The following is a 13,757-nucleotide window of genomic DNA, read 5'->3' as shown; positions in this document are numbered from 1 at the left end:
ATGTATATTGTCGACTCCACTGTCGTCGTACCAGAAGACAAAATTGATGAGCTAATTGGAATCTATCAAAATAGATCACGTCAAGTAGATGAACAACCTGGCTTCATTAAATTTGAATTGCTTCAAAACGACAAAAAACCTCATGAGTTAACCGTGCATACTATTTGGGAAACAAAGCAAGATTATTTGAATTGGGCTCGTAGCGAACAGTTTAAACAAATTCATGAACTGGAGAAAAATTATCCTGATCAAGAGCTAGCCCAAATTGTACCGAAAGTCTATCGATATAAGGTGGTGGCGACGTAATGTACCCTGCAGAACTTATGCAGCATGCCCCTTATCAACAACTTGTTGATGCTGTTGTGGCAGACATTTACAAGGAGAAACCGGAACTGTACGATCGCTTTGGCGATAAAGGGGTAGAACGTTGTCGAGAGGATAACTATTTCCATTTGCAGTATCTTACAACAAGTTATCAATTAAAATCGGCATCTATTTTTCTCGATTATACAGCTTGGCTAAACGAAGTATTAACAAGTCGCGGCATTGATTCGGGGCATATCGTGCAAAACTATCGATTATTAATTGAACATATCCCAAAGACTATTACGGATTTTAATGAACAACATTTTTTCATCACATGCTTAAAAAAAGCTATTGCTCAATTAGACCCTGGAGGAGATTTCTATTCACAATAACAATAAGAACCTCATACAAGTTCTGAATCAATCCGATACATTGATTATCCAAACTAATCACGACGGTGAAATATTAACCCGAACAGGTAAACAAGCAAAGAAAATGTACCCTTCTCAATCCATTTTTGACTTTGTTGATGAGCAATCTTTAACTAGAATGAAGCGATTCTTAAACCATGAAGAACAATATACATCAGATATTTATTTAAAGCTAAATGATGAGTCAGTTCCTTATATAGTAGAGGTTTAACATGTCAAAAAGGAATTCTGGTTGATCATGACACCTTTTCCTGAATCATTTTTAGGTTCGATTTCCAAGATTTATGATACTACCAACCAACTCAATGATTTGTACGTTGAAAAAGCCTTAAATGAAAAACAATTAAATGATGCAATCAAACAATTAAAAGAAAAGAGTATGACTGACCCCTTAACGGGTTTGTACAACCGTCAGCATTTCTATGATCAAATCGCTTAGCTTTATAACGCAAATCAACCACCTCCCCGTTTAATTCTCTCAGTGATTGACTTTAACAATTTAAAACGAATCAATGATCATTATGGTCACCTTGCAGGAGATGGACTCCTTAAATTGTTTGCTACAATCGTTGATCAGTATCAAACAGACCGAACACAGGTCTTTCGTTTTGGTGGAGATGAATTTTTGTTTATTACAACAGAGTATAATCTCGCTGACATTAAACAAATCATTCATGATATTGATCAACAGTTTAAAGAAGAATCTAGGGAATGTTCATTATCTTATGGCTTTGTGGAATTAACCGCCAATGAAATTGAATCCCTGTATGATGAACAAAACATTGAATTCTATATTTCAAAAGCTGATCGTGCGATGTATGATTATAAACAAGAGCTTAAATCAAATGAAAAACGTCTCGGACAAGATTAATTGTCTGAGACGTTTTTCCATGTAATCACAATTGAGCCACTTATATTATGACCGTGATATTTTATAGGTAAATCACCTGACTCAGAAGATTCGAATTGGTATAACCAATCCTCATCTTCACCGATATAATCTAAGTTACCGTAGTTACTTGTAGCCGAATGGCGTTTTAGGCCATAATTATTTCCTGAGTCATCGACTAGGTCCCATTCAACCCTCACTTCATAATTTTGACCGGATTCCACTGGTATATGCACCGTTTCTTCACCATTAAATTGATCAAATGTTACTTCATACTGACCTTCATCATATGTTTCAGAAAATCCAGATTTAATCGCAGGATTCCATATCATAATAATAATTAGAATAATAATCGCAGGAACCCCCACGCCAAATGGACGTCTTTTCGAACGACGCACAATGCGTTCAATAAAATAAAACAATAAAAACGCAAATACTGTAAACAAACTACTATAAAAAATCATATAAAGGTACGCCGCCATAGAACTCATCGCTAAAGGGATATAAACAAGTACCCAAATAAACATAGCTGAAAGCATATACAATGACACAAACGTCCGTTTTGAGTCATCATCCAGCTTACGTACTGCCCATTCATTTACATAAGAGCAAATCACCAGGTAAACAATGAAAATCAACCATACAAATGGATTAGACACAAGATCATAAGCTTCTGACAAACGAAAACCTGAATATAGTAAGTAAGCGATATATGTTAAGGCCATAGTCAAAAAAGCTGTTGCCATTCGACTGCTTATATTATGTAATTTATGCATGAATTCGCCTCCAATCTTTTCTTATCATACACCATTTTCGTGAAGTTAGAAAATGTTCATAAATAAAACTTACTTTTTTCAAGCATTCATACTATAATTTGTGATAGATGTTATTTGTAAAAGGAGATCTATCCATGCAAAAACAAAGCGAAAACACTGCGATTATGATATGGATTGTGGCCTTAGTTGCTACACTCGGGTCTTTATACTTCTCAGAAATTCGTCAGTTCGATCCGTGCTTATTATGTTGGTATCAACGGATATTCATGTATCCACTCGTCATAATCATGATAATCGGTATTGTCGGGAAAGATCGTCACGTTTTCCAATACAGCATGATCTTATCAGGTATAGGACTAGCTATCTCGATATATCATTACACGATTCAAAAAATTGCTTTTATGCAAGATAATGCTTTAAGCTGTGGTGAGGTATCTTGTGTCGCACAATATATTAACTGGGGTGGATTTATTACGATTCCATTCTTAGCAGGGCTTGCATTTGCGATTATAATTACGTTAAGCATCTTAGGGAACCGTAAGATCAAGCAATCTCATTAATTTATGCTGATCTAACTTAGGAGGATTTAAGTTGAAAAAAATATTAATTTTTGGCGGTATTATCATTGTCTTATTTGTCGTCTTAATCTTATTAACAAACCAAGAATCTGACACATCCAATGAAGAATATTATAGTCAAGCGGTCGAACCAGACCAATTAGAACAACAAATTGCAGAAGAAGATTCCTTAACAGTGTACTATTTCAGCCCCGAATGCCACCATTGTCAAGAAACAACACCACGTTTGATGCCATTAGCTGAAGATATGGATGTTGATCTGACATTATTTAACCTTCTTGAACATGACCAAGGTTGGAATAATTTCAATATCGAAAGCACACCAACTGTCGTTCATTATGAAAATGGCGAAGAAATCAACCGTATTGTCGGTGCAGCACCAAACGAACAATTCGAATCCTTTTTCAATCAAGTTGTTTTAGACTAACAAACACAAAAATCTCCGAGCTACCCATCTGGATAGTTCGGAGATTTTTTAGATTCACAAATGATTTAACTTTATGTCGATTGATGATTTCGATAATTCACTTGTTGCTGACTTCGAATTTTCAACCACTGTTTTGCCCAGACTGTATTCATTTCAATGATCGGCTGAGTGAAAATCAACACATATCTTGATGATAGGAACATGACAATGGCACCGGCAATAATCGCTAAAGCTAAGACATCTAAATTCTCATTCATTCGCAGCAATCCTAACTCGCGAACAAATTGAATAATCACACCGTGAAGCAGATAGACGTAAAGTGTATAAGGCCCCATTGCCGTGATCTGATAGTTCTTATTTGGAATTAAGGCTAATACAGCAAACACCATTAAAATCGCTAAAGCGTATAAGCTAAGCCGTGCTATAATTCCAATCGATTCCATCCCTAATGCACTATAAGAAGCTGATCCAAACAGTAATTCATCAGGGATAACAGGCATAACTAGACTGCCTACAAATAATATGGCTAAGATCAAAACGGCTACAAGCTTGAACTTCATTTCTTTTAGATACGTGATTAACGTTTGGTCCATCCAGTAACCCATTAGGAAAAATGGGAAAAAGACAAATGTTCTCGACACACTAAATTCATGCCCAATAAATGGGACAAGACCAATGCCTAAACCAATACTAAACGCGATCAACAAACCTTTAATTGGTGATAAGTGTTTGAAAACAATTAATAGAAGATGCCAACAAAATAGACTTACTAGAAACCACAGACTCCAATGAGGCTCATATAAAGCGACATACCAAGGATCATTATTACTTAAAATAGGTACAATGGAATATAGTACTTGAAATAATAAGAATGGTAGTAACAGCTTTTTCATCATTTTAACTAGAAAACTTTGATCGCCTCTTCCTTTAGCGAAATAACCACTCATTAACACAAATCCAGGAATATGAAATATATATATCCATTGATACAGCGCATCAACACTGATCAAATCACCTTGCATAGGTTGGATTAAATGGCCAAAAACAACTAAAAATATAAAAAAGACTTTGGCGTTGTCAAAAAAGGCTAGTCGTTGCATAATCTTTTCGCCTCCCATCAACCAAAGATATAATACCGCATCTCTATACTTGATTGAACCCATACAACTAAATTGTTATTGATTTATTATATCGTTGTAATATTTTGTACTATTTGGCTTTGTTCAGGTCCGTTGTTGATATTGTGATCCGTTTTCGGTGGACGCTTTTACCCATAAGGCACAAGTGCAACAACTGTTCAATCTCACTACGTTCGTTTTTCACAGTGTTTTCTATGCAGGGGCACGGCTCGAGCCAGGCAACTTCATCGAATACTCTTTCTTGAAACCTGCACCGAGGAAGCCTACTTCGAAGCTTTACTAGAAGACGCAGGTGCATCTCTCGGCAACTAAAGGAACTTCGGCTAAGTTCGGGACGTCCTGTCCGAACTCCGAAGTGATAAAAAAAGCCGACATGCACGTTTTTAAGTACATGTCGGCCTTTAACAAATGGCTTGGGCTACTCATTGTTTTTGTCAGGATCTGATTGATCTTTTTCTTCAGGTAAAGGATCGACGGTATGTTCATAGGCATACCCTTTTGATATTGCAATAATTGTTAGAACAGCTACAACAATGACAATCACAATTGAAATAATTAATACCGTAAACATGTTTAAACTCCTTCAGTCTTTTATGCTTATAGACACTGTTAAAGTCCGTTGTTGAATTGTGATCCGCTTTCGGTGGACGCTTTCCACGGGCACGGCTCGAGCCTCCTCGGAAGAGAATCGCTTCCTGCGGGGTCTCGAGGCACGTGCTGTTCCCGTAGGAGTCGCCACCTTCGCTTCTCACAATTCAACAACTCAGTGCTAAATTAATAAGAATCACAGCTAAACTTTAACAGAAACATTATATAAGATAAAAACATATCATTTTAACAAAACTATATCATAGTCAACGTCAAAAGAGATGTTTAAGCTACGAAACATATGTGGTAACCATGAATAAGAGGTGAAACTTATGAAAATGATGCAATATATCAACCAATTGATCAATATATTAGTCTGGATCGTTCAGATACTCTTAGGATTACGAATTATCCTAAAATTATTCGGAGCGTCTGAGTCGGCTCCATTTGTGGAATGGATTTATCAAACAAGCGCCCCATTACTCTTCCCATTTGAAGGGATCTTTCCTTCAAAAGTATTAGATGGCATTTATGTCATTGAGTTCTCCGCCATTTTTGCCGTACTAGTATACACTTTAGTTGGTCATTTCTTATCATCACTAGTGATGAGTTTTAGCAAACGAAAGAACCGTCCAAATGATTAAAGGTTTGGACGGTTCTTTCTATGCGGTTGAAGCTTGATTTGACGGTTTTAAAGTCAGGATCAATATCGCACCTAATAACAGCACGATTCCAAAACCAGACACGAAATTTAATGGCTCACCTAGCCAAATAAACCCGAGCATAGCAGCTGTTAAAGGCTCTGCTAAGGCAAGCGTGACAGCAGCCGAAGCGGAAACACTTTTTAAGCCAGCTGCAAATAATAAATAGGCCAAAGCAGTGGCCAGCAACCCTAAGTGAAGCATCGTCACAAGTCCCGTTGGCTCAAAAACCCAGGCTAAATCAGATACTACTAGAACAGGTAATAAGAACAGTGCTGCCGTACTAAACACCACAGCTACAATCGTGTCTGATCGATAAGATGCGACAAGTTGTTTACTCGTTAATGTATAAACAGCGAAGGCTACCCCAGCAAGCAAAGCGAGAATCATTCCCCTCGGGTCAAAGGCGACCTTTTCACTTGCTGAAAATAATAAGATACACCCCAGAATCGCTAAAGCTGTTGCTATGACCCATAGTCTTTCTGGGATACTTCGAAATTTAATGACTTCGAATAATCTAGCTATAATTGGAGCACCACAAATCGCAATGACTGTTCCAACAGCAACTCCTGTCATTGCGACACCTGAAAAAAAGAATGGTTGATATAAAGCCATAGCAATGGCACTTATTAATATTGGTTTCTTAGGTAAATGACGAAACGAAAATTGTTTTTGTAATGAAACTAAAATAAATAAAGAGCCACCACCAATGAGTAAGCGTAATGCACCTACTACAAATGGTGATGACTCATTAGGTGCGAGTGCTTGCGCCGTTCCTGTCGTTCCCCACAAGATTGCGCCCGCTAAGACAAGAAACATAAAACGCATGGACATGTCCCACCTTTAAATTAGCAAATGCCGTTCAAATCGAATAAATGAATACAAACGCATGAATAACACAATGAATAGAACAACTAATAATGGAACTTTGATATAGTCTATTTCTGCAAAATAGACCATGATTAAACCCACTAATGTCATTAACGCTAGGAAATTTGAATAACGTCCATTCAGTGGTGTATTGCTCACTGCAAGTGATGACACCTTTTTAATGCGTTCAAAATAGCATGTTTGACAATAAGCTTGAATCATAAAGAAGATTTGAGTTGTAAATAAATCTCGTTTGGATTCGATGTGTTTTCCGCAGTTTTGACAGTATACTTTTTTCATATTTTATTGGCACCTACCATATCAATTTCTTATGACGTGTGAATTGGTTTTAAAACTTTTTCAATACGGTTCCGTTTCGGTTCTAAAAATGGCGGCAAAGCAAGTGACTCACCTAGATGATGAATATCTTCATCAGTTGCAAATCCAGGGCCATCAGTCGCTAATTCAAATAAAATTCCGTTAGGTTCACGAAAATAGACGGATTTAAAATAATGACGATCAACAAAATTAGAATGGCCAATTCCATTCGCAGTTAAAGTATCAATCCAGCGTTTCAAACTCGACTCATCTTCAACACGGAATGCCACGTGATGAACGCCACCACGACCTAATCGTTCTGAAGGAAGATCCGCGCGATGATGGACATGTACTTCTGCACCTGTACCACCTTCGCCCATCTCATAGACATAAACCGTTTCACGTTGCTCACCTTGATACTCGCCAATATGACGGAATTCCAGAACGTCGACTATTACTGATTCAAGTTGTTTAAGGTCAGACACCGTTAAATGAATAGGACCAAGACCAACAATGCCATGCTGCGGGCTTGCGGAAGATTTTTCCCAGGTCTTGCCGCCAGCTACACCGTTGTTCCCTTCATCAGACACCAAAACCAACCGTTGTTTCTCATGATCTCGAAATGGTAAGACCTTCCGACCAAATTGTTCCTGAACCCCATCATGTTCTATATTAGCTGAGGATAATCGCTCCTCCCAATAGGACAAGGCATCGTCAGTAGGTACGCGAAGCGATGTTGCCGAAATACTATTATTGCCATCATGATTCTGACCAATTTGCGGAATTTCAAAGAATGTGAATTCAGTCCCTGGTCGACCAACTTCATCACCGTAAAAGAGGTGATACATCGATGGGTCATCTTGATTGACCGTCTTTTTGACCATCCGCATTCCTAATAGTTTCGTATAGAAATTAACATTTAATTGGGCTTGTTTCGTCATGGCTGATACGTGATGGATTCCTAAAATACTCATATGCTCACCTCCATGTTTTAATACATGATGCTTTACTATTAATCAATCGATTGATTTGTTTAATTTAATTCTTTGTTTATACTTAACCTCGTAAATCAATCCAGAAGCGTCTAACGACTTCACCATTTTCTTTGGTAAATGGCAGACCTTGCATACCGCCTACCTTTTCATAAACGCGTTGTACAGTTGAGTCACCATCCTGACAAGTGACTAAGGCACGAGGAATGCTAAATGATTTCAACATTGCCATCGCTTCATTCAACATAAACGTCGCATGCCCTTCATTTCGTTCAGATGGTCGCACGCCGAAATCGACTAAACCATCGACTTCTACTAAGGAACCGACTAGTTCATGGCGAATAACACATGCACCGATGATTTTATATTTTTCATCAACGAGCCAACGTGTTGAAGCTGGGACCTCTTCTCCTGTTAGGCCAACCCCTTTTTCACGGTTTAATAATTGTTCAACTAATGCCTCGAATTCTGATGGTTTTGCATCTAAAACAGACGGCACAACACTTTCACCCGCTTCATGCCAGTCATTTAAAAAATCCAAATAAGCTGATTCAAGTGATGTTGTCGGTTTAATTAATGTTAATTGACTCATGTATAACCCTTCCTATTTCTTGGTCACACGTTCCCAATTTTCGAGTTCACCTTCCACAATCGAAAATAAAGGATGTGCTTCAATTGATTCGTGTTTCATACCTTTTAACGATTCAAAGCGCTCAGGATCACGCACTTCTAATTTTGTCAGCAAATGATGCCATTCATATTCTATTTGCCCCTTCGTCACATTCAGATGTAAGCTTTGATCAATATCATAGATTTTACTCTGATCAAAGTTATAACCACGTTGCACAGCTTCATCATACACATATTGCAAATACGTACCAATCGCTTGAAGTGGGTTCTTCTGATCACGAAAACGTACGAGTTGAGGATGATTTCGATACCCTTTTGTTTCACCTTTTAATACTTTTTGAGCTAACAAGGTCTCACGCCACAACGCCACTAAACCTTTAGCATCTAAGTATTTCGGGTGAATAGACCATACGCGCATGCCATCGCCTCCTAGATTCGCTCGCCTAACCGTTTAAATTCAAATTCATTAAATTTAGCGATTATTTTCTCACGTTCTGGCTGATATAGTGCTTCATTCAAATCACATGACACATCTGCATCACACCGAATTTCGGCTAGTTGTCTTGATAAGTGAACCATATCAAGGTCAGCTTCAAATTTTGTCCGCTGGGCTTTCGTCAGAGCATCTAAATTATTAAGAATGGCATCAAGTGACCCGTGTTGAATTAACAATTTCAAGGCTGTTTTTTCACCAATGCCTCGAACACCTGGGTAATGGTCACTCGTATCGCCCATCATAGCCTTAAGTTCAATCATTTGTTTCGGTTCAATGCCTTTTTCCTCTACAAATCGTGGCGCCTCATAAGTATCATAGTTGCCGTATCCTTCTTTCAGAAGGGCGACACGAACATGATCATCTAATAATTGCAAGATATCTTGATCCCCTGTAAGGATTGTGACATCTGCCTCATCTTGATAATGACTTGCTAATGTGCCAATACAATCATCTGCTTCATAACCAGGAATCCCTACGTTCGGGATATCCATCGCAGTCGTCACTTCTTTCACTCGATCAAACTGTGGCACGAGATTTTCTGGCGGGGCACTACGATTGGCTTTATAGTCTGGGAAAAGGTCATTCCGAAACGTATAACTTCCCATATCCCAACAACTAATCACATGTGTTGGGTTAAAGGTATCAATCGCCGTTAATAAATGACGTGTGAAGCCATGAATCGCATTCGTTGGAAGGCCTTGGCTATTAATCATAAAATTATTCATCATCGCTGTGGAATAGTAAGCACGAAATAATAAAGCCATTCCATCAACGAGTAATACATGTTTTCTCATTGTGTTCCTCCATTACTTGATTTCAACTTTACGGAATTCTTGAATTAAATGTTCAGGATTTTCTTTTATTTGGAAGGTCATAACACCTTTTGTGGTGTGGAAATAAAAAAACCCATACTGACCTGATAACATCTTATAAGACATATCAAAGATCATGCTTATTTCATACGTGTATTCAGCTGTTTCAATACGATCTTCATATAATCGAATATAATGGGTATCTTCGATGTTTTTCTGTTGAAAATGAACATGATCAATTTCACGTCTGAACGTAATATAGGGATGTTCGCAAATCATGGTTGGACTCCTTTAAACGATCTATGGTTGTCATTATAGCATTGATTAATGAACGTGTCTTTTGAAGTAAATGACCCATCATATTAAAAAACAAACCCTTTATCCGTTCAGATAACACGACCTGCTTATTGAGATACTTGGCCGTAACGACGTAATAACATAGCTAAAAGAGCACTGCGTTTCGGAAGCTCGTGTATGATCACATGCTCGTGCTTCGCATGAGCCCCATCCCCTACGGCACCTAAACCATCTAATGTAGGAGCTAATGAAGCAGTGAAATTCGCATCACTTCCTCCTCCCGTCGATTCTTCTTCTAATTCAATGTTTAAGCATTGTTTCGCTAAGGTTTGAGCATGCTCGAATAACACCTCACTATCATTTGTACGTTCAAGAGGTGGACGGTAAATACTGCCTTCTATGTCAATGCTAATGCCATCATTAATCGGCTTAATTGTTTCAATTTCAGATACCACTCGGTTCATTTCTGCTTCAGATTGAACACGAACATCGATCACTGCATGTGCTTCTTCTGCGATCATATTTTTCGATGAGCCACCGTCAATCACACCGACATTGACGGTTGTTCCTTGATCAATATCAGTTAGATTAGATAGATATGTAATCTGTTCAGCTAACTCTTCTATAGCACTGACGCCTTTTTCAGGTTCAATCCCAGCATGAGAAGATATACCATGAACCGTAAGCTCATAAGTCCCCACTCCTTTTCGAGCGGTTTTCAGAGCACCATGTATTCCTTGTGCTGGTTCTAAAACAAAAACCGCATCGCTTTTCGCCGCTTCCTCTTCTATATAGGGCTTAGACGTCGGACTCCCTAATTCTTCATCGCTCGTCATTAATAGAATTACTTTCTTATCCATTGCTTGATTAACCTGCTCAATCGCTTGGATCGCAAAAAGCGCTTGAACAATCCCTGCCTTCATGTCAAACGAACCTGGTCCATATAGTTTACCTGTTTCTATATGACAAGGCATGTCTTCCAATGTACCTTCAGGCCAGACCGTATCTAAATGAGTCACAATCAACAACTGCTCCTCTCCCTCACCCCATTCAGCTTTTATATGAGGTGCATATGGGTCGCCTGATAGACGTGCCACATCAGCCTTAATCATCGTATTCACTATTTTGTACAAATAATCTCCCATTGCTTTCGTCAACTTAGTATCATTGGAAGGTGACTCCATTAAAACCAATTCACGCAACAACTCTACCATGTCACCTTCTCGATCTTGTAAATATTGAACTAAATCATCCATGTATTATATAGGGCCTCCGTTGTTCATTTATATTCACTCTATTATACACTGATTAATAACATAAAGGTTATAATATTCATAAATCATGCAACCGCTTTTGGCTTTACGACGTCTAATAAGTAAAACAGAAAGGAGGCTCGTTATGTCGGTTTCTGAATTAGCTGCACTAGAAAAAGAATCTTTAACCGAACAAGACCGGCTCGACATCTTGGATTATTGCATGCAATATTACGGGTCTGATATTAAGCGTGTCGTGCTTTCATATGTGAAGAACGAAGCCGATGCAGAAGACGTGACACAAGATGTATTTATTACGGTCTATCACAAGGTTGATCAATTTAACCAACAATCTCAATTAAAAAGTTGGCTCTTTCGGATTGCAATTAATAAAAGTAAAGATCATTTGCGTTCGTTTAAACAACGACAACAACGAATTCGAGATAAATTGATGCAATCAGCACAGAAAGATTCGATTGAAACCCAAACACCTGAATCCATTTCAGTAGAAGCTGATGAAAATGAGTTATTACTACAACGCGTGTACCAATTATCGGAAAAGTATAAAGAAGTGATTATATTATATTACTTTGAACAATTATCCGTACAAGAGATTGCATCAATTTTAGACACGAAATCTAATACAATTAAGGCTCGGTTAAAACGAGGACGAGAAAGACTCAAAACCATCATCGAGTCTGGAGGTGAAGAAAATGAATCAAAAGCTTAAAGATTTACGTGAAACTTATCGAAATCAAACATCGTTTACGAATGATGATCGTAAACAAGTTCTAGCGAAATTAAATGAACCGAAGCGGAAAGAAAAGCAACCCATGTTTCCATTAAAAGTGATCATTCCACTTGCGGCAGCTTTACTACTAATGTTCACCATTTTTGCAAGCTTAGCAACTGATGATAGCCCAAACACAGCCAATGAAGGTGAAGAAGAAACCATAACGGCACCTGAAGGCGACCCTGATGTCGAAGGGTATGTCGTTGAAGAAGAAGATACCCGGATTCTTGTAACGGGAAGTGAGCAGAATGAAAACGGCCAATACCCTGCCACTTGGTACTCTAATGCAGAGGAAGATGTTCAATTAGGTGACGAAGTCCGTGTATGGCATTCTGATTTAGCAGAATCTTATCCTTCACAAGGTGAAGCCGATCACCTAGAAGTTGTTGAAGAAAGTGAACAATCCGATATGTCACAACAAGAAGCTTTAGCATCAGCCTTACGCACTATCGAGGACTACACGGTTAAAGTAGTGAGTAACGTTGAATTATTAAGTGAGGATGGCTACTGGTTAATTGATATTCAAGATGCTGGAATGGAAGGTCAATCCGCCAGCTTCGCAATCGCAGTCGATGGTTCTAGTGTCAGTACCACTTATGGAGAAAACCAATCATTACTTGGCGCAGAACACGTTCAACTTGATTTATCCTTATCACAATTAATCAATGATGACTATAGCAGTCTTAACTATCAAGGATTTGAAGCCGAAGAACAAATGCTAACGATCAACCTTAATAACGCAGGCAACATCGATCAAGATGCACTAGTTGATGACATTGGCAATATCGTATTTGAATACGACTCAATCGAAGCGATAACAGTTAATTTTAGTGACCAGAGCATGACAGTTTCACGCTCAGAACAAAATCAAGACGAAAATGAATCCGACTCAGATGAATCTAACTCAGAACAGTCTGAATCAGAAGAACAAACGAACTCCCCTTCTGAACCAAATATAGAAGAATTATTGAATGAGTATCACGCTGTTCAGGATAGAATTTTGGAAACTGTGGAAGGTGAGAGCCATCGCTTAGCGCACTATGACAGCAAAGAAGAGATTATCAGTGACGTGAGTGACACTTTATCCGAAACACGAGTTAATTACCTATATGATAATTTCATTGTTGAAGAAGATATTACAAGTGACGCTTCAGAAGGCTTATATATTCGTCCAACAGGTGGTGACACACGGATCAACCTCGAAGAAGATTATCAAGTTGAACAACCGTCTGATACGACTTATCGTGTTACTCAAGAAATAGAAAATGAACTCTCAGGCCACGTTCGAGTCATTTATAACATCAGCTATCAAGATGACAACTGGATCTTAGAAAACGTTGATTACGAACAACTATAGTACTTAAGAATCTGCCATCCTAATTGGCAGATTCTTTTTTATTTTAAGCATTTTTAAAGTCCGTTGTTGATATTGTGATCCGCTTTCGGTGGACGCTTTCCGCA

Annotated in this window: 20 protein-coding genes and 1 pseudogene; 10 read left to right on the top strand and 11 right to left on the bottom strand. The window is 38.3% G+C overall.

Going from position 1 to position 13,757, the window contains the following annotated elements; translation table 11 throughout:
* The 5 genes and pseudogenes from ACKXGF_RS02160 to ACKXGF_RS02140 all read left to right on the top strand — a co-directional run.
* A complete protein-coding gene (locus ACKXGF_RS02160) occupies nt 1-306 on the top strand; it encodes an antibiotic biosynthesis monooxygenase family protein (protein ID WP_167262117.1) in 306 nt (101 codons plus the stop codon).
* The gene (locus ACKXGF_RS02155) at nt 306-698 is read left to right on the top strand and encodes a hypothetical protein (protein WP_411954674.1); all 393 of its coding nucleotides are present in this window, start codon (nt 306-308) and stop codon (nt 696-698) included. The genes ACKXGF_RS02160 and ACKXGF_RS02155 overlap by 1 nt, the downstream gene beginning before the upstream one ends.
* A gap of 40 nt (nt 699-738) precedes the next feature.
* Complete coding sequence (locus ACKXGF_RS02150) at nt 739-948, top strand: hypothetical protein (protein WP_411954673.1); 210 nt, start codon at nt 739-741, stop codon at nt 946-948.
* Nucleotides 949-975: 27 nt separating this feature from the next.
* On the top strand, nt 976-1,176 hold the full coding sequence (locus ACKXGF_RS02145) for a hypothetical protein (protein WP_411954672.1): 201 nt from the start codon (nt 976-978) through the stop codon (nt 1,174-1,176).
* Between the two features lie 24 nt (nt 1,177-1,200).
* A pseudogene (locus ACKXGF_RS02140) lies at nt 1,201-1,608 on the top strand (GGDEF domain-containing protein); the annotation flags it as partial.
* Here ACKXGF_RS02140 and ACKXGF_RS02135 read toward each other — a convergent pair.
* Entirely contained in the window at nt 1,605-2,402 is a 798-nt protein-coding gene (locus ACKXGF_RS02135) for a hypothetical protein (protein WP_411954671.1), read from the bottom strand. The pseudogene ACKXGF_RS02140 and the gene ACKXGF_RS02135 sit on opposite strands and share 4 nt — an antisense overlap.
* Before the next feature lie 134 nt (nt 2,403-2,536).
* Between ACKXGF_RS02135 and ACKXGF_RS02130 the strand changes: the two genes are divergently transcribed.
* Both ACKXGF_RS02130 and ACKXGF_RS02125 read left to right on the top strand, forming a co-directional pair.
* Complete coding sequence (locus ACKXGF_RS02130; protein WP_411954670.1) at nt 2,537-2,962, top strand: disulfide oxidoreductase; 426 nt, start codon at nt 2,537-2,539, stop codon at nt 2,960-2,962.
* Nucleotides 2,963-2,993: 31 nt separating this feature from the next.
* Nucleotides 2,994-3,407 carry a thioredoxin family protein gene (locus ACKXGF_RS02125; protein WP_411954669.1) on the top strand — a complete coding sequence of 138 codons (414 nt, stop codon included), beginning with the start codon at nt 2,994-2,996 and terminating at the stop codon, nt 3,405-3,407.
* A 71-nt stretch (nt 3,408-3,478) separates the two neighbouring features.
* Here ACKXGF_RS02125 and ACKXGF_RS02120 read toward each other — a convergent pair whose 3' ends face one another.
* Both ACKXGF_RS02120 and ytzI read right to left on the bottom strand, forming a co-directional pair.
* Nucleotides 3,479-4,507, bottom strand: coding sequence for an acyltransferase family protein (locus ACKXGF_RS02120; RefSeq protein ID WP_411954668.1), 1,029 nt, complete (start codon nt 4,505-4,507; stop codon nt 3,479-3,481).
* 457 nt (nt 4,508-4,964) lie between these two features.
* Nucleotides 4,965-5,117: a YtzI protein gene (ytzI, locus tag ACKXGF_RS02115; protein WP_411954667.1), complete on the bottom strand. Its 153-nt coding sequence runs from the start codon at nt 5,115-5,117 to the stop codon at nt 4,965-4,967.
* Nucleotides 5,118-5,466: 349 nt separating this feature from the next.
* Here ytzI and ACKXGF_RS02110 point away from each other — a divergent pair, with 349 nt between their 5' ends.
* The gene (locus tag ACKXGF_RS02110) at nt 5,467-5,778 is read left to right on the top strand and encodes a YggT family protein (RefSeq protein ID WP_411954666.1); all 312 of its coding nucleotides are present in this window, start codon (nt 5,467-5,469) and stop codon (nt 5,776-5,778) included.
* Between the two features lie 18 nt (nt 5,779-5,796).
* Here the strand turns inward: ACKXGF_RS02110 and ACKXGF_RS02105 are convergent, their stop codons facing one another.
* From ACKXGF_RS02105 to ACKXGF_RS02070, 8 genes are all read right to left on the bottom strand, one after another.
* Nucleotides 5,797-6,663, bottom strand: a complete 867-nt coding sequence (locus tag ACKXGF_RS02105; protein ID WP_411954665.1) for a DMT family transporter — start codon at nt 6,661-6,663, stop codon at nt 5,797-5,799.
* 15 nt (nt 6,664-6,678) lie between these two features.
* On the bottom strand, nt 6,679-7,005 hold the full coding sequence (locus tag ACKXGF_RS02100; RefSeq protein WP_411954664.1) for a hypothetical protein: 327 nt from the start codon (nt 7,003-7,005) through the stop codon (nt 6,679-6,681).
* 29 nt (nt 7,006-7,034) lie between these two features.
* Nucleotides 7,035-7,997 (bottom strand): ring-cleaving dioxygenase, encoded by a 963-nt coding sequence (locus ACKXGF_RS02095; protein WP_411954663.1) that lies wholly within the window; start codon nt 7,995-7,997, stop codon nt 7,035-7,037.
* Nucleotides 7,998-8,079: 82 nt separating this feature from the next.
* Entirely contained in the window at nt 8,080-8,607 is a 528-nt protein-coding gene (locus tag ACKXGF_RS02090) for a GNAT family N-acetyltransferase (RefSeq protein WP_411954662.1), read from the bottom strand.
* Nucleotides 8,608-8,619: 12 nt separating this feature from the next.
* Entirely contained in the window at nt 8,620-9,063 is a 444-nt protein-coding gene (locus ACKXGF_RS02085) for a pyrimidine dimer DNA glycosylase/endonuclease V (RefSeq protein ID WP_411954661.1), read from the bottom strand.
* 11 nt (nt 9,064-9,074) lie between these two features.
* The gene (locus tag ACKXGF_RS02080) at nt 9,075-9,935 is read right to left on the bottom strand and encodes a 5'-3' exonuclease H3TH domain-containing protein (RefSeq protein ID WP_411954660.1); all 861 of its coding nucleotides are present in this window, start codon (nt 9,933-9,935) and stop codon (nt 9,075-9,077) included.
* A gap of 12 nt (nt 9,936-9,947) precedes the next feature.
* Nucleotides 9,948-10,232 (bottom strand): hypothetical protein, encoded by a 285-nt coding sequence (locus ACKXGF_RS02075; RefSeq protein WP_411954659.1) that lies wholly within the window; start codon nt 10,230-10,232, stop codon nt 9,948-9,950.
* A 125-nt stretch (nt 10,233-10,357) separates the two neighbouring features.
* Complete coding sequence (locus ACKXGF_RS02070) at nt 10,358-11,506, bottom strand: M20 family metallopeptidase (RefSeq protein ID WP_411954658.1); 1,149 nt, start codon at nt 11,504-11,506, stop codon at nt 10,358-10,360.
* A gap of 142 nt (nt 11,507-11,648) precedes the next feature.
* Here ACKXGF_RS02070 and ACKXGF_RS02065 point away from each other — a divergent pair, with 142 nt between their 5' ends.
* The gene (locus tag ACKXGF_RS02065; RefSeq protein ID WP_411954657.1) at nt 11,649-12,233 is read left to right on the top strand and encodes a sigma-70 family RNA polymerase sigma factor; all 585 of its coding nucleotides are present in this window, start codon (nt 11,649-11,651) and stop codon (nt 12,231-12,233) included.
* Complete coding sequence (locus ACKXGF_RS02060) at nt 12,217-13,653, top strand: DUF3221 domain-containing protein (protein WP_411954656.1); 1,437 nt, start codon at nt 12,217-12,219, stop codon at nt 13,651-13,653. The genes ACKXGF_RS02065 and ACKXGF_RS02060 overlap by 17 nt, the downstream gene beginning before the upstream one ends.
* The last annotated feature ends 104 nt before the right edge of the window (nt 13,654-13,757 follow it).

The organism is Alkalibacillus sp. S2W (assembly GCF_046764385.1).
GTDB classification, from domain to species: Bacteria; Bacillota; Bacilli; order Bacillales; family Alkalibacillaceae; genus Alkalibacillus; species Alkalibacillus almallahensis.
Note: the sequence above shows the minus strand (reverse complement) of the source record. Positions and strands in the feature narration are given on the sequence as shown.